Genomic DNA, 19,334 nt, shown 5'->3' on the forward strand with positions numbered 1-19,334 from the left:
AAAAAAAGAAAAATGAAATTGAAAGCTTCTCTTACCCTCGCAACATTTTTGATATCGTTTATGACTATTGGTCAAAGCACTTTAGACAATCCGTTATACACTTCTCCTGACAGCGAAATTATATCAAATAAAGAACCAAAAAAATCTTTTTTAAAAGAAAAAAAGTGGAGAAAAATAAAACGACAAATTCGAAGAAATAAGAAAAAGTTTTCTACCAATAAAAACTTAATACATACGTCTAAAACTGTAGACACTATTTACCTAAACGCACCTTCAAAAACAAATGAAACACGTTTATCAGATTGGTAATATCAAGAAGAAATAATAGTTATTTTCTTATTGTTGCATTTTAAGATAGTAGTCAACAGAGTGTTTTCCTGACCCATAAAACAAAAAGAAAATACATAGTACTAAAATTATACTGGCAATAATAAGGTTTGCCACATTCATCTCTCCAATAAAATTAATGAGAACTGCACCAATCAATAGCGGAAGTTGAGCTGCAACTGACCATCTGGTCAACAACCCAAATGCTATAAGTATACCTCCGATAAGGTGTGCAGGAGCTACATAATGAATCACAATCATACCACCAGCAAGATTTTGTACTGGTTTTATCAAGTCTACAAGGATTTGACTATTGCTTATAAAGTTTATACCTTTTATAAACAAAAATACCCCAAGAGCAATTCTTAATAAATCTAACGGATAATACGAATGCGCATTAGCCCATTTATTTAATGATTTTATAGTTGGCATAACAAAACGAATATTGATTAGACCACTATAAGATACTGATTTTTAAATGAATAAAAAACAGATTTGTCATTTATAAGAAATCCTAAACTCTACTTTTCTTACTTATCGAATGTTTTTATACCGCTGAATTAGGTTATTTTTGATTCCCGTAAAAACTTCAAACAAAGAAATTTTTATTTTCTGACTTATAAATTTTGTCAAAAACTGCAGTTGAAGCTTTAACTTTTCTTCATATTTATAATAACACAACACCAGAGCACATATTCCAACTACAAATGACAGCGCACCTATTACGGTTTGTACAGGTGTTAAATCACGATAGAAAAACTTATTCAAACCTAAACCAAACCAACTTCCGTAGAGGATAAAAAAATGAATAATATATATAGATAAGGTCTTCCCTCCTATTTTAGTTATAATTGGATTAGACAAGTGATTTTTCAGTATCATGAAAACAGCAAAAAGCACACTCACATTTCCTAAACGTATGAATAAAAAGTTATTATATGCTACAGATTTAAAAACTCCAATATTGGTTAAATTGTACAACAGCATTAATACACTTGAAGAAGCAAATATTAACAAGGCCCCTATCGATAAAAGACCCACCGTAGCATAAGAGTAAAACAATTTACGCTTGCCGTATTTCAAAAACAATGTAGCCATAAAGCTTCCAAAACTTACATAACCAAACCACGGAAACAGTGTAAAAATTGATCCATTGCTACTTGTAAAATAATTCGCTAAAGTTTTTGGTAAAAATTCTAGTATACATGTACCATACACTGGTTGCAAAAGAAAAACAACAACACCGATAACAAGCATAGCATTTTGAAATAGTACTTCATTATATTTGTACAAAATAAGATATACCCCTATCAACAACAATAATGATGTTCCTATACACTGCAATACATCAACATAAAAAAATGATGGGTTTACGGTTCCTGTAAAAACAGCATAAAAACTCAATCGAAGCAAATACCCCCAAAAAATAACTTTTATCGCCCTTTTTATTCCTTTTAAAACCCTTGGATTATCCAAACCTTTGGATTTTTGTTTTAAGAGCAAATAGGTAAAAATAAACCCGGTGATAGTAAAGAACGTAGGGGCAGTCATTCCTCTAAAATATTCCCAGATATTATAAATGATATTATCACGGTCGCGGTACGAATCTCCTAAAAGAGCATGTACAAAATGGCCCTGAAGCATCATTACGATCGCAAAAGCACGAATTGCATCAAGAAAATGCAATCGACTACTTGGTTTAGTCATTATTGAGGTCTTTGGTTAGTTATTGCCCCAAAAACGAGTTTTGAGGTTCATTATTGCTTTAAAAAGCTGCAAAACTAACTTTTTTATTTGTTTTTATACTGATTATTAGATATTTATACATCTAAAACCTAAAAATATGTAGGATTTTACGGTATAACAAATTACCGGAACTTAGACTATCACTACTTTTAAACCGCTTTTACTCCGTAAAATACACAGTGACTCATTTTGATATCGGCAATTTAACAAAGGTTGTTACGTTACGTATTAGTACGAATAACCAAAAATTTCAATCACTATGAATGCAAAAGTAATCTTGGGAATTAAGATAGTCTTCGGCTTAGCCATTCTATTCTTTGGATGCAACAAATTATTTTATTTTATGGACCCTCCTGCACCTTCTACAAAAATTGCTTCAAGTTTTTTAAGAGCTTTAGTTTCTTCAAAAACCATGATGTTAGTAGCTATAGTAGAAATTTGCGCCGGAATTGCACTTTTAGCAAACAGATTTGCTCCATTAATGATGGTGATACTAATGAGTGTATCTGTCAATGCCTTTTTATATCATATTAAGTTGGACTCAAAACATTGGTATATTGGTGTAGGGTTTTTGGCATTAAACATCCTTATGTTATACATCTATAAAGATAAATACAAAGAACTGCTCAAAGCATAATACTATTTATACCAAATACCATAAAAGGTGTCTCATAGACACCTTTTATGGTTACACTCGGTAAGATACTGTTGATTTTGGCACCTTTATTGGTATCTTTATGTAAATATAAAATCTTACCATATGAAAACTGACAAGTATACTAAGTTTATCTTTACCATTATTGCGATATGCCTTGTTATCATTGTAATAAGAGATCTAGAAATTATCCCAAAAGCACATGCTAATACTACATCTGCTATTAATTATGGTATTATACCTGTTAATAGCGATGGATCCATAACTGTACGACTAAGCAATACAGATGAAATTGATGTAAATATTAAAAATATTGACACTTATGATAAACTAAAAGTAGATCTTAATGCAATAAGTACTAGAGATGAATTAGATATAAATATTGATGAAATCGGAGGAAGTTATATATCCAGTGGTGGACCTATAAAGGTTAAACTTCAAAATTAAAGCATACACATATTAAAAGTCACCAATAGCCTTATTTGTGAGACCGTCTAAAGCACCACCGATCTTTTTAAGTACATCCACCTGCCCTACTATGTTATGCCGATCTTGTACGTAAATGGGATTATTATAGGATACCTTTACCTCGCCTTGATCGTCTTGCCATACTAATATTTTTTGAGGCAAATCTAATCCCGTTGTTTGTGAGTTTTGCATTAATGGAGTACCCAAATTAGGATTACCAAACATGATAATTCTTGTAGGGTTTAATTTTAATCCAACTGATGCAGCATTAGCTTGATGGTCGAGCTCTGCTACAATCTTTAAATTAGGGTTATTTGTTATAACGTTCACTAAAGTACTATAAGTATCTTCAAAGTTTTTAGAACTCACCTTAGTAATCACGCCTTGATTATCCATATTTTTTTGTTTTAAATTTATTTGTTTTTTATGTGATACACCCTTTTGATCAGAATTACAAGATGTAATCAGGAATAGAAATGGTACTATGAATATTATCCTCATCTTCATACCTTTTTAGTATAACTGTATAGTCGTTATGCTACCTACCATAATTACAAATATTATCTTTATATGTTTATTTTTAACATATTCATGATACAATCAACATTAAGAAAAGCTTTGAAAACAAATGTCTTTATTAAATTCTTATCCATCCTTTTCTAGTTACTCATAAAATCCACTATATTTACAGCCGAACTTTAATTTTCCCCCAAAGAAAAACAATCGAATATGCATATAGCAATAGCTGGAAATATCGGTGCCGGAAAAACTACATTGACCCGATTACTTGCTAAACATTACAAATGGGAAGCTCATTTTGAAGATGTATTGGAAAATCCGTATCTAGAGGATTTCTATAACAAAATGGAGCGATGGTCTTTTAATCTTCAGATTTATTTCTTGAATAGCCGTTTTAGACAAATTTTGGATATTCGTGAAAGTGGAAAAGACATCATACAAGATCGAACAATATATGAGGATGCCTATATTTTTGCTCCGAACCTACATGCAATGGGATTGATGACCAATCGTGATTTTGAAAACTACAAATCGCTTTTCGATCTAATGGAGGATGTCGTAGAAGGGCCAGATTTATTAATTTATCTTAGAAGTAGCATACCCAATTTGGTTGCTCAAATTCATAAACGAGGTCGAGATTACGAAAATACAATTAGTATAGACTATTTAAGTAGATTAAATGAACGTTATGAAGCCTGGGCTCATGACTATGACAAAGGAAACCTGCTAATTGTAGATGTTGATAATCTTAACTTTGTTGATAATCCTGAAGATTTAGGAAATATTATTAATCGTATTGATGCAGAACTTAACGGCCTATTCTAGGCATACTTAATTCCTATTTAAAATTATATGGATTTCGAAGCGTTATTTCAATTTCTAAATGATTTACAAAACAACAATCATAAAGAGTGGATGGATGCAAATAGAAAGCGTTATCAAGCTGTAAGAAATTCATTTATCCAATGGTTGGATGATTTAGACACCAAACTAGCTGCAATAGATCCTGAATATTACCCTACTCCTGGAAAAAAAGGAATCAATCGTATCAATAATAATCTTCTTTTTCATCCAAATAAACCCGTATATAAGGATCATTTTGGCGCAGGGTTAGATCAAAAGACTAAGCAAGGTGATTTTTATATCCATATTGGTATATCAGAATGCTTATTAGCCGGTGGATATTGGAAACCAGAAAACAAAATATTAAATAGTATTCGAGAAGCTATTGATTATAACGGTGAAGATCTTGTAAAGATTTTAAACAAAAAGAGTTTTAAAAATACCTTTGGAAGTTTATACCCTGATAACGATATGTTGAAATCTGCACCTAAAGGGTATAACAAGGGTCATGAACATATAGACCTACTGCGACATCGAACTTTTGCTGTTGTACATGAGTTAAAAACTGAAGACGTTCTTAAAGAAGATTTTACAGACAGAGTGATTATGGTGTATAAAGAAATGCTTCCTTTTAGAAAATATCTACGTCAAGCCGTGACCGTTTAATTTTGAGGTACTCATTCTTGATTTGAAATTTCTGTAATTTTAGTTTCCAAATACGCAACAATCATATTTGTTGCCCCAGTATTACTATTTATGAAATGCCCAGCTATCATTCCAGTTTTTTCTCTAAATTTTTTATCATCAATAAGTTTATTAATAATCTTAGAAAATTCTTCTGCCTTAGATACAGAAAACAATCCAGCTAATTTCTGAAGCTGCTTTGCTTCTCTAAATTTATCAAAATTCTTGCCTATAACAATAGGAATACCAAACGTAGCAGGCTCCAAAATGTTATGCAAACCTCCTGTTCCCATTGCTCCACCAACATATGCAATATCCCCGTAACTATATACTCGTGATAAGTACCCAATAGTATTCATTATAAACACTTGACATTCTGATAGGTCTCTCCTATCTTTTTCAGAATACAAAACGGTACTCTTCTTAATTTTCTGTTTGAGGGCATTTACCGAAGCATCCTTAATCTCATGTGGTGCGATAATAAAACAAACTGCATCTGATGCTTGATTGACAAAATCAACAAAGACAGCTTCATCTTCCGGCCACGAGCTACCTATTACAATACAAAGTCTATTATTAATAAATTCAGAAATAAAATCTACATGATTATCCATTTCAATTTGGTGACTAACCCTATCAAAACGAGTGTCACCACTTAAAGTAACATTTTCAAAACCCAGATTCTTGATCAGGCCCATTGAGATTGTATCTTGAACAAAAAAGTAATCTATGGTCTTTAAAGCTTTTCGCATAAACCCTCCGTACCATTTAAAAAACACCTGGTTTTCTCTAAACGTAGTGGATATAAATACTGCTGGAATATCTTTAGCCTGCAAAGCTTTTAAATAATTAGGCCAAAACTCATATTTTACAAATACAGCAAGTTCAGGATGTACATGTTTAATAAATTTGATTGCATTCAATTGGGTGTCCATAGGCAAATACACAATGACATCTGCAAGTGTGCTTTTTTTCTTTGCTTCGTATCCCGATGGTGAGAAAAAGGTAACTAATAATTTATGAGAAGGATATTTCTTTTTTAAAGCTTCCATAACCGGAACACCCTGTTCATATTCTCCCAAAGACGCACAATGGAACCAAAAAACGCGGTCTTTTTTAGATATTTTTTCTTCTAATATGCTAAAGCTTTCCTTTCTACCCTTTACAAATAATTTGAGCTTGGGTGTTAACAATCCTATGATAGGCAGGATCCCGTTAAATATTGAGATGAAGAAGTTATATAAAATACTCAAAAATGATGGTTTTTATGAATTGCTAAAATACAGCTCTTTATTGTAATACAATACTGAAATTTTTAAAGAAAAACCTTACTTGATTTAATAATACATCAAATTATTTATCTAAAATTTAAATAATATCTATAATTATTGTTAAAAAATAATTAATTTAACATCAACTAACACACAAACTCATCAATTATGAAATTAAAAATTACTTTAATTGCATTTTTTTCCTATGCGCTATTATTTTCACAAAGTTTTTTAGAAGTTCAGCTTCCAACACCAGATAAGCTTAGTCCTTTATTTATTGGTCCGTTGGTCAAATCTACAATTCATTATGGAGTGACACCATCTAACTACAATGGAAAAGTAATTGTATTTAATCATGGATATATTGATCTCAACCAAGGTCAATTTTTATTTGACAACTCTTTTTATCAAGACACTTACAATCAAGGGTATCAAGCCGTTTTTGTAGCAACCACAAGAGGAAAAGGAATATGGATCAATGGACAGTTACTTGCCGAATCTATAGATATTATAACCGAAAAATTTAATGTTCCTAAAGTATATCTTGTTGGCCATAGTAATGGTGGAAAAGCTTCAGAAGCAGCAATGTTTCAGTACGGCAAAAGAGATAAAGTTGAACGAGCTTTTGCTCTGGGAACACCATTTTGGGGAACTTACTTAGCTGATATTTCACAAATGCCCTGGCTTAATTGGGCCTGGAGGCTAACAGGCTTAAATGAGGGTGCAAGAACATCCACCACATATTATTGTAGAGATGTTGTTCGTCCTATCTTAGATAACCATCCAGACAATGAACCTGGAAAATTTGTAATTCTTGGAGCTTCAGGATTTTATAAAGGATCTACCATTGCTGCTCCTGCATTTTTACTTACTGGTGGAATTTTATTTGCTGCACAAGGAGTTAATGATGGAGTAGCTCCATACAGCAGTACTTTGCGCCCAGGAGCAGAATATGTATTTACAAAAAATGACTCAAGAGCAATCTTTGATCATTTAGATGTCGGATTAGGGCAGTTTAGCTGGTCTTATATTAAATCGTATATAGAAAATCCGACTCTAAGAAGCAATGTATCCTTCAAAAAAAGTAGCAATAGCTCCAAGATTGAAAGCAATTATTACATCATACATTCTGACAATGAATATGAACAAATTTTATTAGATCAAAACTCTTCTTATGCTATTGCCGAAATAATTCATGAAAAACCAGATGCCCAGTTCGAGATTTTTGATCAAGCTAATAAAAAGGTTAATGGACAAAAGAGTCATAGAGAAAAAGAATATCAAACTGTCATTCCTATTACTAACACCAAATTAAAGCTAAAGAGTGATTCTCGATTTGCGGCTTTTATAAAACAAAATAATGGTATAAAAATGTCTTTAGAGCACATACAAAAAGGCAAATCTCAAGTATTGAAAGTAGATATCTCTTCTAATGATAATACTAAAATATTAGATACCAAAACCGAAGTAAGAGGTGTAATTATGAGAACCGCAACTCTTGATGGCAAAAAACTTGAAGAATCACCAGGGATTGTAACTTTTGACTATAAAAATGATAGTTATTACTTTGATACTTCTAGTTTAGAAGAAGGTGTATATAGCTTATTTTTAAATTCAGAAAGCAAAAACAATTTTAAAAGATCTTTAATCTCTGGATTTGTTGTTGGAGATATTCAAAAAGACTTGAATGGTATTGAAATTAATGATCAGCGTAGAAATTTGAAAAAATCTATGACCATAACACCTAATGCCGTTAAAAATGAAGCAAAAATATCGTTCACTGGTTATCAATTACCAAAAGATCTTACTATTAATATCTACGATATTACAGGAAAACAAATTCAAAATTTTAACGTAAAAACAAATCAAAAATCTCAATTTGATATTTCTAATCACATAAAAACATTAGACAAAGGCATATACCTGATTAGAGCAAATAAATTTGAAACCTTAAGGTTTATAAAAAAATAACTCTTAAACCAATAAATATTTAGTTTCCCTTCTTAAAGCGAAGTATTTTAGAAAGCGTCCTGCCTAAGATACTTCGCTTTATCAAAATTCTTCAGCGTACAAAAATTTATCAAAACCAGCTATAACATTGGCAATAGCATCAATATTTTGTACTTTCGTGAGGTTACAATACACGCATACATGAAGAAAATACAAATGGTTGATCTTAAGGGTCAATACGAACAAATCAAAGATCAAGTAGATTCGTCTGTACTTGATGTTATACATTCAACAGCTTTTATTAATGGCCCTGAGGTTCATGCCTTCCAAAAAGAACTAGAAGACTACTTAGACGTAAAGCATGTGATTCCTTGCGCTAATGGTACCGATGCATTACAGATAGCAATGATGGGATTAGGTCTAGAACCTGGTGATGAAGTAATCACTGCTGATTTTACATTTGCCGCAACGGTAGAAGTTATTGCTTTATTAAGATTAACCCCGGTATTAGTAGATGTTGACCCTGATTCTTTTAATATAGATCCCGAGGCGATTAAAAAAGCAATTACACCAAAAACAAAAGCAATTGTACCCGTTCATTTATTTGGACAGAGCGCCAATATGGATGAGATTATGAGTATTGCTAAAGAGCATAACTTGTATGTGATTGAAGATAACGCACAAGGTATCGGCGCAAACTATAAATTTGATACTGGTGAAGTAACTAAAACTGGCGCTATAGGTCATGTAGCATCTACCTCATTTTTTCCTTCAAAAAATTTAGGATGTTATGGTGATGGAGGTGCAATTTTTACCAATGATGATGATCTTGCACATACCATAAGAGGAATCGTAAATCACGGAATGTATAAACGCTACCACCACGATGTTGTAGGTGTTAATTCGCGTTTAGACTCTATACAAGCCACCATCCTAAGGGCCAAATTGCCCAATCTGGACAACTATAACAATGCCAGAAGAGCAGCAGCAAGAAAATATAGTAAAGCTTTTGAAGGTGTTGAACATATCATTACACCTAAAGTTGAAGGAAATGGTTGTGGAACAGATCATAATACAATCTGTGACACTTGTAATTGTCATGTATTTCATCAATATACTTTAAGAATCACTAATGGCAAACGAGATGATTTAGTTCAGCATCTTAATGATAATAGTATCCCATGCGGAGTTTACTACCCGATCCCGCTACATAGTCAAAAAGCATACCAGGACGATCGCTATAACGAAGCTGATTTTCCAGTTACTAATCAATTAATTAAAGAAGTAATTTCATTACCGATGCACACTGAGCTAGATGATGAACAAATCGATTTTATTACCAAAACCGTGATCAACTTTGTCAGCAAATAGACTTTTCAAAGTCGTATCAGGTTTACTTTATACTTTAGCTTTACATTCTTATGCAGAAATTTCTGTGTAAGAATGTAAAATACTAAAAAATGTCCCCTACTTAATACATTACCTACTACAATGGATTCATTTTGTATCTGCTATAATATTTTTGATCATGGCTTTTCTGAAATCCCACCTTTACCAGAAGTTTATATTGTTGGTAAAACGAATGATGCCCTAGGATACATAGAAAAACAAGCTACTTCTCAAACTTTAGAAAGTTATAACATCTCATATTTAGAAACGGCTCATAAACAGCTTATCCAAATCTGTGCTGATCTAAAAATTGTTTCTTTAGAGCAACGATTTAAACCTGCTAAAAAAAGGAACAACATAGATCTATCTAAGTTATTACAAGATCAAAAAACTAAAGAGATTATATCTGGATTTATAACCAGAAAACTATCTACTTTTTATAAGGTACTTCATACCAATCAATATCAGATAAGTTTTAACGCTAAGAGAAAAGACCCTATAAAACATTATAAAATATCAATTGGAGATAGTAAACTTCAACCCCTACTCGAATTTACCAAAATCGAAGAAGGTATTGATTATGCTTTTTATATAAAGAATGAGAGCGAAGTTCTAATCCCAAAGGATCATGATATACAAATATTATTAAATGATCCGTCATGGGTTATTGTAAACAAACAATTATATCAAATTGCAAACTTAAATGCTAATAAGTTAAAACCATTTTTTAGCAAAGAAAAAATTACGATCGCTAATAAACATCTTAAAACATATCTGGAAAAAGTTATTATACCCATTATTAAAAACATTGATGTTGTTACTCATGGTTTTGAAATTATTACACTTCAAAATATAGTATCGTATCAAATTGAAATTGTCCAGGATTTTATCCAGAACATTTATGTAGCAAAAGTTATTTTCGAATATGATCATACTACTTTTGAATATCACAGCAAAAAAACTACGGCTTCTAACGTTCAATTCGGAAATGATGATCACATAAAAATTATTCAGACAAAAAGGGATGTACAGGTAGAGAAAGAAGTCATTGATCAATTGCTTTCAAAAGGATTGCAGATTAACAATAATTTATTGCTAGAAACTCAGCAACCTGCATCTGATGATCCATATCAAATTGTTGGGTGGTTGATCCAAAACCGATCACAACTCGAAAAAGATGGGTTTATCATCAAATTGCCCGTTTTTGAAGAAAAAACTGTGAGTATACTGCCATATGACATTAAAATAAGCACACATCAAAAAACGGATTGGTTTGATATTAAAGGTATTATTACGATAGGAAACCATGAAATACCTTTTGCTAAGTTTATAACACATATCAAACAAAATAATCGCTTCTTCCCAATCAATGATGAGCAGGTATTTATTATTCCTAAAGAATGGATGACGCGATACCAAAAACTTACGGCTTTTGGAAAAACAGCTGACGATACTATACGGATTGCAAAAAGTAATTACACGATACTTAAAAATGTTGTTCCAACGCAACAGATTGCATTTAACAAGGCTACAGAAGAACAGTATGAAGTTCCTTCAACACTAAAAGCTACGCTGCGCCCATACCAACAAGAAGGCTTACATTGGCTGATCAACCATTATAGCAACGGATTAGGAGCTTGCCTTGCAGATGATATGGGACTAGGAAAAACATTACAAACGATAGCCATGTTAGCTTTTGCAAAAGAACGGCTCACCCCAACAAATGAACCCGCAAAAACCATACATTTAGATTTGTTTAGCGATCCACTTGAGGTTAAAACGTATCTTAAAACTTTAATTGTACTTCCGTCTTCTTTAGTTTTTAACTGGGCTCAAGAAATATTAAAATTTGCTCCGCACCTTAATATTACCAAATATACAGGGCCGGATCGCAAGAAATTAATCCCGTATTTAGAAACTTACGATATTATTCTAAGTACCTATACTACGGTTTCAAAAGACATCGAAACATTAAGAAAAATAGACTTCACCTACTTAATTACTGATGAAAGTCAGCAAATTAAAAATAAAGAGTCTAAAATATTTAAGGCCATCAATAGTATTCAGGCTAGCCATAAAATTTCATTAAGTGGTACACCTATAGAAAACTCACTCTCTGATCTATGGTCACAAATGGAATTTATCAACCCAGGTATGCTGGGTAGTTATGCTTTTTTTAAAGATCACTTTAAAATTCCAATAGAAAAAAACCAAAATCAAGAACGTATTAAAGAGCTGCGAACCTTAATTGATCCTTTCATTCTAAGAAGAACAAAAGAACAAGTAGCCAAAGATTTGCCTGAGTTATCAGAACAAATTATTTATACTGAAATGCTTAGCGAGCAACAAAAACAATATGAATCCCAAAAATCTGCAGCACGAAATTTATTATTAGGTATTGATTCTAAAGAGGCTACCAAAATCCATATCATCAATACACTAACCAAGCTTCGGCAATTGGCAAATCACCCTAAACTTATTAATACAGACACAACAGATCAATCAGGTAAATTCGAAGACGTAACAAATCATCTGCATACATTGGTGAAGTCAAACAAAAAAGTACTCATCTTTAGTTCTTTCGTTTCTCATCTTAATATATATGAAACATGGTGTACAATCCAAAATATACCCTATGTAACCTTAACAGGGCAAACAAAAGCCACAGATCGGGAAAAAATCGTAAACGAATTTCAGAACAATGATCAAATTCCTTTATTTTTTATCTCTTTAAAAGCTGGAGGTGTAGGACTTAACCTTACAAAAGCATCATATGTAGTCATACTAGATCCCTGGTGGAACCCTTTTATCGAAAAACAAGCCATAGCCAGATCACATCGTATCGGGCAAACCAATAAGGTAATGGTTACACGATTTATTACCAAAAACAGTATTGAAGAAAAGATTATTCAATTACAAGAAAAGAAAAAAGGATTATCAGACGAAATAATCGACATCAACACAATGCCAGATTATATAGAACAAGACTTGGCTACATTACTTAATTAAGTGCTATTTATTCTACAAATTGAACACAAGAAATGGTTTTGTTAACTCACCCAATTGCTCTATATTTAGCCTAAATCAGTTCACTTTCACAAATCATCTATTATGAAATATTTCTATACGCTGTTGTTTTCATTAACAAGCCTCTTCCTTTTTGCTCAAGACACATACATTCATTGCGGTAACTTAATAGATACTAAAACAGGAAAAGTACTTACAGAAAAAACCATAATCATTTCTGGTAATAAAATTAGTAAAATAGAAAGCGGTTACATCTCTGGAAAAAAAGACGATACCACAATTGATCTTAAAAACAAAACAGTGATGCCAGGCTTGATCGATATGCATGTCCACCTAGAAGGAGAAACCAACCCTAAAGCCTATCTCCAAAAATATACAGATAGTGAAGCTGACCTTGCCTATAACTCTGTTCGTTTTGCCGAAAAAACCTTGATGGCCGGTTTTACTACGGTAAGAGATTTAGGCGGTAGTGGCGTCAATATTTCATTAAAAAAAGCAATTGCACAAGAAAAAATCAAAGGACCTAGAGTATTTACTGCCGGAAAGATAATATCAAGTACTGGTGGACATGGAGATCCTACAAATGGAAGCAAAAGATCCCTAATTGGAGATCCAGGACCAAAAGATGGAGTAGTAAATAGTGTAGAAGATGCCAAAAAAGCAGTACGCCAGCGATATAAAAATGGGGCCGATCTAATTAAAATTACGGCAACCGGAGGAGTACTAAGTGTAGCCAAAAGTAGCTCTAACCCACAATTTACTGTTGAAGAGATCAAAGCGATTTGTGAGACAGCAAAGGATTATGGCTTTCATGTGGCTGCTCATGCCCATGGAGATGAAGGAATGCAACGAGCCATTCTGGGAGGAGTTAAAACCATTGAGCACGGTACTCTTATGAGTGAAAAAACAATGGATTTAATGAAACAACATCATGCCTATCTTGTTCCTACCATAACTGCAGGAAAAGAAGTAACCGAAAAAGCAGCAATCAAAAATTATTATCCTGCTATTATTGTACCTAAAGCGTTAGAAATTGGCCCTAAAATCCAGAATACGCTTAAAAAAGCATATGATCGTGGTGTAAGTATAGCTTTTGGAACCGATGCTGGAGTATTTAAACACGGACAGAATGGAAAAGAATTTGGATTCATGGTAGAAGCTGGTATGCCCGCAATGGTTACTCTGCAAAGTGCTACCATCATCAATGCCAAAATTCTGAACATGCAAGATCAAATAGGGCAAATTGCTCCCGGTTTTTTTGCCGACATCATTGCGGTTAATGATGATCCTACTCAAAAAATTAATACTATGGAAAATGTGGTTTTTGTAATGAAAGAAGGTAAAGTGTATAAAAAATAATAATTTATGTGCACTACACAAGTATATTATGATGTAAAAAAAGTAACTCTAAAAGTGGTAACATTTGTATTGGCTTCTTTCTTAATAAGCTGCTCTCCACAAAAAACGAATACCGATGATCTAACCTATAGCGTAAATAACTACTGCAAAAGATTGGACAACGAGTTCAAAACAAGCCAATTTATGTTAGAGAATATGCTCGAAAAAGATAGCATACCTCCTACCGCATGGTTTGTTTTCAAAAACAAAGGAACAAACTCTTTATTAACCTTATATTGGGGACGTTTTGCAATTGAGGTTAGAGATACCACATCAAACTATAATATAGATCAATTAAGGACTCGTTATGAAAAACTACATGAAGAAATGCGAAATATGCATCTGTGGTATGCTGAAGATATTCCAAATAGAGCTCAAATCACAAAACTTAGAGATAAATTAATTGAATTAAACCTATTAATTAAGGAAGTTAATAAAATTCCAATTACTAAAAAGTAGATCCATAATTCTTGTTTTATGACTTAACCATACCGGAAAATGAAAAACAACAGTATAAAAATCAAGAATAAAGAAATATTATCCGATAATTGGTATACGTTGCATAAAGTAACTTATGAATATCTCAATAAAAATAACATATGGGAAACGCATACCCGAGAAGCCTATGATCGAGGTAATGGTGCCGTAATTCTATTATACAATTCTGATCATAAAAAAATTATTCTTACCAGACAGTTTAGACTTCCTACTTACATTAATGGTAACCAAACCGGTATGATGATCGAAGCCTGTGCAGGATTATTGGATCAGGATAATCCAAAAGATTGTATCCTAAAAGAAACTGAAGAAGAAACGGGCTACAAAATCACAAATGTGAAAAAAGTATTCGAATCATACATGTCTCCAGGATCAGTGACCGAAATATTGCATTTTTTCATTGCCGAATATAATGAGAATATGAAAGTAAGTGATGGTGGAGGAATACCTGAAGAACAAGAAAATATAGAAGTCCTGGAATTAGATTTTGACCAAGCCTTAAAGATGATGTACTCTGGAGAAATAAAAGATGCCAAAACCATTATGCTATTGCAATATGCCAAAATTCATAACCTGTTATAGCATGTAGCATTTTTTGCTGTATCAAATATGTACAATCCACAAAAAAACAAAGAATTTTAATGATAATACAACTAGCCGAAACTGAACTCAAAACAAAATTTGGCGATTATAAAGAAATCCTTTTTTATGATGGCCAAAAAGAATCTCATGCCCTGGTGATGGGAGCATTAGAAAATGAAGAAAATGTACTTTGTCGGGTACACTCATCTTGCATATTTGCACATCATTTTAATAGTATAGAATGTGATTGCAGAGAACAAATGGAAATCTCTCAGCAACTCATACAAAAAGAAGGTAAAGGGATCATTATTTGGTTAGATCAAGAAGGTAAAGGCAATGGCCATTATGCTCTTCTTAAAAGTATTGAACATAAAAAAGCTGGGCTATCACAAGCAGAAGCATACGAAGCCGCAGGGTTTAAAAAGGACGCCAGAGATTTTGCGCAAGCCGCTAAAATTCTAAAACATATCGGTATTGCCTCAATCCAAATGCTTACTAACAACCCTAAAAAAGTTGAAACACTTACACAATATGGTATTTCGGTTGCTGGTACTAAACCAACTGTATTAAACAACCCTTAAATGGGGAAAAGAAATAAGCGCTTATAAAATCCTTATGTAAACATTCTACCTTCAAAAAATTACAGTATATTACTGGTATAATCATATTTTATTGAAATAAACGCCAAAAAGTGAAGTTTTTTAAGCTTAAAAAATCCTTTGATTGGAAATATATAATTCGCGAAGTACTCCTCATTTTTATTGGGATCAATCTGGCGATATGGTTTAACAACTGGAACTCTTCAAACAAAACAAAGCAAAATAAAGATATTGTAATTGCAAAGATTAAAGGTGAAATTGAAAATAATATTAAAGAACTAGATACTACTCAAAAAAGCAATCAATTTATTGTAAATGCCTTTTCTGATTTACAAAAACTATCTAACAAAAGGACCTCTTCAATACTCACAAATCCACAAAAAGTAAACGAGCTAAAAAAACGCTATCCTCATTTTTTTAACATCTCAGATTCACTAAAAATCAATGATACTATATTTCGATATAATATTAATACCTACATTGAATTAGAAATCCCTGTATTAAATCAAATCGCCTGGGAGACAGCTAAATCTATTGGTATAACCAATGAATTTGATTATGAATGTTTATATAACTTAGAAAGCACATACAATCTTCAACTAAGAGTAAAAAATGAAGTAAACAAAGCAGCAAATGCCTTGCAAAAAAGAGAAATCAAATCATTAATACATATTTTAGAGTTTTTAGAACAACTTAATGCACAGCTTATTAAAAATTATCAGGATATACTTTTGAGTATAGAAAGCTGTGCTTAAAAGCTTATTGTTTATATGATATAAATATTAGGCTAAAAGAAATGGTAAAAACAATTAAAAATTTACAAAGCACATAGGGATACATATTCTTCAATTGAAGATTTTATATTCTAGTACTTATAAAATCAGTATCATCGCTTAAATAATAATCAAAATGAAAAACATCAAGATCGTATTCTTATTCTTTTTTATTATACAAATTACATTAGCTCAAGAATCCAAACTTTCTATATTCAAATCTTTAGCTAATACTGTTTGGAAAGCCGAAGGTAAATGGGGAGATGGAAGTACGTTTAAACAAGAAATTGCATTCGAATTTGATTTAGACAGCACCATCGTTATTGCAAAATCTAAAGGGTTTATCAATAAAGAACAAACAAAATATGGTAATCGAAATCATGGCATCAGAAAATATGATGCTGTGTCTAATACCATAAAATTTTGGGAGTTTGATGTTTTTGGAGGCCTCACAACCGGTGTAGTAGAAGTAGTTGGCAAAAATATCCTTTATCAATATCAATATGGAGAATCTGTAGTAACTGATATGTGGGAATATGTTGATGACACTACTTATAATTTTAAAGTAGGTAATTATATTGATGGTAATTGGAAACAAACATATCTTGAAACTCAGTTTAAAGCTAGTAAAAAACTTCAGAGCAAATCTAAAAAGCATTGAAACAAAGCCTGATTTAGATTTAGACTCAAGGATTGAGCATTTAAGTCTCGATTATCTAATAAAACACAACAATAAACTCATAATATCATGCACATCTTAAAACCAGATTTTTCTCGTTTCGAATCAATTAAAGATTTTCCGTATCAAGAAAACTTTGTAGATTTTAAAAACCTTAAAATGCATTATATTGATGAGGGCCAAGGAGAAACCATTCTTGCTCTTCATGGAGAACCTACTTGGTCATATCTTTATAGAAAGTTTATTCCAATTCTAAAAGATTATAGATTTATCGCCCCCGATTTTATTGGTTTTGGTAAGTCTGATAAAATTGTAGGCCGCAAAAATTATAGTTTTGAGCTTCATTTCAGGTCATTAGAAAATTTTATCAACACACTACATCTTAAAGATATCACCTTAATTGTTCAAGACTGGGGTGGTTTATTAGGGCTTTCGCTTTTGGCAGAATACCCGGAACGATTTAAGCGGGTGGTGGTTTTAAATACTTTTCTTCCCACGGGTAAAAAAATGTCACTCCCTTTTAAGTTATGGCGACTTTTTGCAAAATATCACCCTTCATTACCTATAAGCGGTATTGTAAAATATGCATCACACAACAAATTATCCAAAGAAGTACTGTATGCTTATGATGCACCGTTTCCTAACAAAAAACATAAAGGAGGCGCCGTTGCTTTTCCTCTTTTAGTACCTGCGCACCCCAGTGATCCTGCGGTAAAACCTATGCAAAAGGCACGAGATGTACTTTCTAAATGGGATAAACCTGCCTTGGTTATGTTTTCTGATAAGGATAAAGTTCTGGGTGGACTTCAAAAATTCTTCTATAGATTAATTCCAACAAGCAATGAGCAGGAAAAAATCATTATCAAAAACGCAGGTCATTTTTTACAAGAAGAAAAAGGAGAAGAAATTGCATCTTATATTGACAAATTCATGAAAGATGAATTGAGAATCAAAACATAGGATAGTTAATCAAAAAAACCTCACAAATCTTTATGACTTGTAAGGTTTTAGATTTTATATTATAAAAAATATCTCTACTCCTTCTCGATTGATGCAATTGCTGTTTCTGCAGCTCGATCGATTTTTTTGACTAATCCCGATAGTACTTTTCCTGGACCCACTTCAGTAAATAAAGTTGCTCCGTCGCTAATCATATGTTGCACACTTTGTGTCCATTTTACCGGTGCCGTTAATTGCGCAATAAGATTCTTTTTAATTTCTTCAGGGTCTGTTATAGCTGTAGTGGTAACATTTTGATATACAGGGCAGTTTGGAGTATTAAATGTAGTTTCCTCTATGGCCGCTGCCAACTCTTCTCGTGCTGGTTCCATTAATGGAGAATGAAATGCACCTCCTACAGGTAACACTAATGCTCTTCGCGCACCTTTCTCTTTCATTAATTCACATGCTTTATTGATAGCTTCAACTTCTCCAGAGATCACCAATTGTCCCGGGCAATTATAGTTTGCCGCTACAACAACACCATCGATTTCTGCACAACCCTGCTCTACTACCTCATCTTCTAGTCCTAAAACCGCAGCCATAGTAGAAGGCTTTAGCTCACATGCTTGCTGCATTGCCAGTGCTCTTTTGGATACCAAACGCAATGCATCTTCAAAATTCAACGTTCCATTAGCTACTAAAGCAGAAAATTCGCCTAATGAGTGACCGGCAACCATATCTGGTTTAAAACTGTCGCCTAACACTTTGCTTAGAATTACCGAATGTAAAAATATAGCCGGCTGTGTTACTTTGGTCTGTTGTAATTCTTCCTTAGTTCCTTCAAACATAATTTTAGTGATTTCAAAACCTAGGATTTCATTAGCCTTATGAAAAAGTTCTTTGGCTATTTCTGAATTTTCATATAGATCTAGACCCATTCCTGGAAATTGAGCCCCTTGACCCGGAAATACATATGCGTTCATG

20 protein-coding genes are annotated in these 19,334 nt (G+C 32.6%); 15 read left to right on the forward strand and 5 right to left on the reverse strand.

Annotation, left to right across the window (positions count from 1 at the left end):
• Window positions 1–12 precede the first annotated feature (12 nt).
• Window positions 13–309, forward strand: coding sequence for a hypothetical protein (locus JJQ60_RS08305; protein ID WP_201918581.1), 297 nt, complete (start codon window positions 13–15; stop codon window positions 307–309).
• 27 nt (window positions 310–336) lie between these two features.
• On the opposite strand, the gene JJQ60_RS08310 is transcribed toward JJQ60_RS08305, so the two are convergent.
• A complete protein-coding gene (locus JJQ60_RS08310; RefSeq protein WP_201918584.1) occupies window positions 337–759 on the reverse strand; it encodes a DoxX family protein in 423 nt (140 codons plus the stop codon).
• Between the two features lie 102 nt (window positions 760–861).
• The gene (locus JJQ60_RS08315) at window positions 862–2,034 is read right to left on the reverse strand and encodes a heparan-alpha-glucosaminide N-acetyltransferase domain-containing protein (protein WP_201918586.1); all 1,173 of its coding nucleotides are present in this window, start codon (window positions 2,032–2,034) and stop codon (window positions 862–864) included.
• Window positions 2,035–2,332: 298 nt separating this feature from the next.
• Between JJQ60_RS08315 and JJQ60_RS08320 the strand changes: the two genes are divergently transcribed.
• Together JJQ60_RS08320 and JJQ60_RS08325 are read left to right on the forward strand one after the other, a co-directional pair.
• A complete protein-coding gene (locus tag JJQ60_RS08320; protein WP_201918587.1) occupies window positions 2,333–2,710 on the forward strand; it encodes a DoxX family protein in 378 nt (125 codons plus the stop codon).
• A 123-nt stretch (window positions 2,711–2,833) separates the two neighbouring features.
• Window positions 2,834–3,175: a hypothetical protein gene (locus tag JJQ60_RS08325; RefSeq protein WP_201918589.1), complete on the forward strand. Its 342-nt coding sequence runs from the start codon at window positions 2,834–2,836 to the stop codon at window positions 3,173–3,175.
• 12 nt (window positions 3,176–3,187) lie between these two features.
• Here JJQ60_RS08325 and JJQ60_RS08330 read toward each other — a convergent pair whose 3' ends face one another.
• On the reverse strand, window positions 3,188–3,592 hold the full coding sequence (locus JJQ60_RS08330) for a DUF302 domain-containing protein (protein WP_236669070.1): 405 nt from the start codon (window positions 3,590–3,592) through the stop codon (window positions 3,188–3,190).
• Window positions 3,593–3,925: 333 nt separating this feature from the next.
• Here JJQ60_RS08330 and JJQ60_RS08335 point away from each other — a divergent pair, with 333 nt between their 5' ends.
• Both JJQ60_RS08335 and JJQ60_RS08340 read left to right on the forward strand, forming a co-directional pair.
• Window positions 3,926–4,540 (forward strand): deoxynucleoside kinase, encoded by a 615-nt coding sequence (locus tag JJQ60_RS08335; RefSeq protein ID WP_201918593.1) that lies wholly within the window; start codon window positions 3,926–3,928, stop codon window positions 4,538–4,540.
• A gap of 27 nt (window positions 4,541–4,567) precedes the next feature.
• The gene (locus JJQ60_RS08340; RefSeq protein WP_201918595.1) at window positions 4,568–5,224 is read left to right on the forward strand and encodes a DUF2461 domain-containing protein; all 657 of its coding nucleotides are present in this window, start codon (window positions 4,568–4,570) and stop codon (window positions 5,222–5,224) included.
• An 11-nt stretch (window positions 5,225–5,235) separates the two neighbouring features.
• Here JJQ60_RS08340 and JJQ60_RS08345 read toward each other — a convergent pair whose 3' ends face one another.
• On the reverse strand, window positions 5,236–6,495 hold the full coding sequence (locus JJQ60_RS08345; protein ID WP_201918597.1) for a 3-deoxy-D-manno-octulosonic acid transferase: 1,260 nt from the start codon (window positions 6,493–6,495) through the stop codon (window positions 5,236–5,238).
• A gap of 186 nt (window positions 6,496–6,681) precedes the next feature.
• Between JJQ60_RS08345 and JJQ60_RS08350 the strand changes: the two genes are divergently transcribed.
• The 10 genes from JJQ60_RS08350 to JJQ60_RS08395 all read left to right on the forward strand — a co-directional run bounded on the left by JJQ60_RS08350 (window position 6,682) and on the right by JJQ60_RS08395 (window position 18,368).
• Window positions 6,682–8,484, forward strand: a complete 1,803-nt coding sequence (locus JJQ60_RS08350) for a T9SS type A sorting domain-containing protein (protein WP_201918599.1) — start codon at window positions 6,682–6,684, stop codon at window positions 8,482–8,484.
• A gap of 180 nt (window positions 8,485–8,664) precedes the next feature.
• A complete protein-coding gene (locus tag JJQ60_RS08355; RefSeq protein WP_201918601.1) occupies window positions 8,665–9,834 on the forward strand; it encodes a DegT/DnrJ/EryC1/StrS family aminotransferase in 1,170 nt (389 codons plus the stop codon).
• A gap of 120 nt (window positions 9,835–9,954) precedes the next feature.
• The gene (locus JJQ60_RS08360; RefSeq protein ID WP_201918603.1) at window positions 9,955–12,861 is read left to right on the forward strand and encodes a DEAD/DEAH box helicase; all 2,907 of its coding nucleotides are present in this window, start codon (window positions 9,955–9,957) and stop codon (window positions 12,859–12,861) included.
• A 102-nt stretch (window positions 12,862–12,963) separates the two neighbouring features.
• The gene (locus JJQ60_RS08365) at window positions 12,964–14,238 is read left to right on the forward strand and encodes a metal-dependent hydrolase family protein (protein ID WP_201918605.1); all 1,275 of its coding nucleotides are present in this window, start codon (window positions 12,964–12,966) and stop codon (window positions 14,236–14,238) included.
• Between the two features lie 6 nt (window positions 14,239–14,244).
• Entirely contained in the window at window positions 14,245–14,736 is a 492-nt protein-coding gene (locus tag JJQ60_RS08370) for a hypothetical protein (protein WP_201918606.1), read from the forward strand.
• A gap of 39 nt (window positions 14,737–14,775) precedes the next feature.
• Entirely contained in the window at window positions 14,776–15,357 is a 582-nt protein-coding gene (nudK, locus tag JJQ60_RS08375) for a GDP-mannose pyrophosphatase NudK (protein ID WP_201918608.1), read from the forward strand.
• Between the two features lie 59 nt (window positions 15,358–15,416).
• Window positions 15,417–15,938 carry a GTP cyclohydrolase II gene (locus JJQ60_RS08380; RefSeq protein WP_201918610.1) on the forward strand — a complete coding sequence of 174 codons (522 nt, stop codon included), beginning with the start codon at window positions 15,417–15,419 and terminating at the stop codon, window positions 15,936–15,938.
• 110 nt (window positions 15,939–16,048) lie between these two features.
• On the forward strand, window positions 16,049–16,711 hold the full coding sequence (locus JJQ60_RS08385) for a hypothetical protein (protein ID WP_201918612.1): 663 nt from the start codon (window positions 16,049–16,051) through the stop codon (window positions 16,709–16,711).
• A gap of 154 nt (window positions 16,712–16,865) precedes the next feature.
• A complete protein-coding gene (locus JJQ60_RS08390) occupies window positions 16,866–17,390 on the forward strand; it encodes a hypothetical protein (protein WP_201918614.1) in 525 nt (174 codons plus the stop codon).
• 87 nt (window positions 17,391–17,477) lie between these two features.
• Window positions 17,478–18,368: a haloalkane dehalogenase gene (locus JJQ60_RS08395; protein WP_201918616.1), complete on the forward strand. Its 891-nt coding sequence runs from the start codon at window positions 17,478–17,480 to the stop codon at window positions 18,366–18,368.
• Window positions 18,369–18,442: 74 nt separating this feature from the next.
• Here JJQ60_RS08395 and fabD read toward each other — a convergent pair whose 3' ends face one another.
• Window positions 18,443–19,333: an ACP S-malonyltransferase gene (gene fabD, locus JJQ60_RS08400; protein WP_201918618.1), complete on the reverse strand. Its 891-nt coding sequence runs from the start codon at window positions 19,331–19,333 to the stop codon at window positions 18,443–18,445.
• Window position 19,334: the final 1 nt, after the last annotated feature.

Origin of the sequence: Aquimarina mytili (assembly GCF_016735115.1) — a bacterium.
Lineage (GTDB): Bacteria > Bacteroidota > Bacteroidia > Flavobacteriales > Flavobacteriaceae > Aquimarina > Aquimarina mytili.

Excerpts from the sequence above, each read along its gene's own strand:
- JJQ60_RS08305 (WP_201918581.1), top strand. The coding sequence starts at position 13 with ATGAAATTGAAAGCTTCTCTTACCCTCGCAACATTTTTGATATCGTTT.
- JJQ60_RS08310 (WP_201918584.1), bottom strand. The coding sequence starts at position 759 with ATGCCAACTATAAAATCATTAAATAAATGGGCTAATGCGCATTCGTAT.
- JJQ60_RS08315 (WP_201918586.1), bottom strand. The coding sequence starts at position 2,034 with ATGACTAAACCAAGTAGTCGATTGCATTTTCTTGATGCAATTCGTGCT.
- JJQ60_RS08320 (WP_201918587.1), top strand. The coding sequence starts at position 2,333 with ATGAATGCAAAAGTAATCTTGGGAATTAAGATAGTCTTCGGCTTAGCC.
- JJQ60_RS08325 (WP_201918589.1), top strand. The coding sequence starts at position 2,834 with ATGAAAACTGACAAGTATACTAAGTTTATCTTTACCATTATTGCGATA.
- JJQ60_RS08330 (WP_236669070.1), bottom strand. The coding sequence starts at position 3,592 with ATGGATAATCAAGGCGTGATTACTAAGGTGAGTTCTAAAAACTTTGAA.
- JJQ60_RS08335 (WP_201918593.1), top strand. The coding sequence starts at position 3,926 with ATGCATATAGCAATAGCTGGAAATATCGGTGCCGGAAAAACTACATTG.
- JJQ60_RS08340 (WP_201918595.1), top strand. The coding sequence starts at position 4,568 with ATGGATTTCGAAGCGTTATTTCAATTTCTAAATGATTTACAAAACAAC.
- JJQ60_RS08350 (WP_201918599.1), top strand. The coding sequence starts at position 6,682 with ATGAAATTAAAAATTACTTTAATTGCATTTTTTTCCTATGCGCTATTA.
- JJQ60_RS08355 (WP_201918601.1), top strand. The coding sequence starts at position 8,665 with ATGAAGAAAATACAAATGGTTGATCTTAAGGGTCAATACGAACAAATC.
- JJQ60_RS08360 (WP_201918603.1), top strand. The coding sequence starts at position 9,955 with ATGGATTCATTTTGTATCTGCTATAATATTTTTGATCATGGCTTTTCT.
- JJQ60_RS08365 (WP_201918605.1), top strand. The coding sequence starts at position 12,964 with ATGAAATATTTCTATACGCTGTTGTTTTCATTAACAAGCCTCTTCCTT.
- JJQ60_RS08370 (WP_201918606.1), top strand. The coding sequence starts at position 14,245 with ATGTGCACTACACAAGTATATTATGATGTAAAAAAAGTAACTCTAAAA.
- nudK (WP_201918608.1), top strand. The coding sequence starts at position 14,776 with ATGAAAAACAACAGTATAAAAATCAAGAATAAAGAAATATTATCCGAT.
- JJQ60_RS08380 (WP_201918610.1), top strand. The coding sequence starts at position 15,417 with ATGATAATACAACTAGCCGAAACTGAACTCAAAACAAAATTTGGCGAT.
- JJQ60_RS08390 (WP_201918614.1), top strand. The coding sequence starts at position 16,866 with ATGAAAAACATCAAGATCGTATTCTTATTCTTTTTTATTATACAAATT.
- JJQ60_RS08395 (WP_201918616.1), top strand. The coding sequence starts at position 17,478 with ATGCACATCTTAAAACCAGATTTTTCTCGTTTCGAATCAATTAAAGAT.
- fabD (WP_201918618.1), bottom strand. The coding sequence starts at position 19,333 with ATGAACGCATATGTATTTCCGGGTCAAGGGGCTCAATTTCCAGGAATG.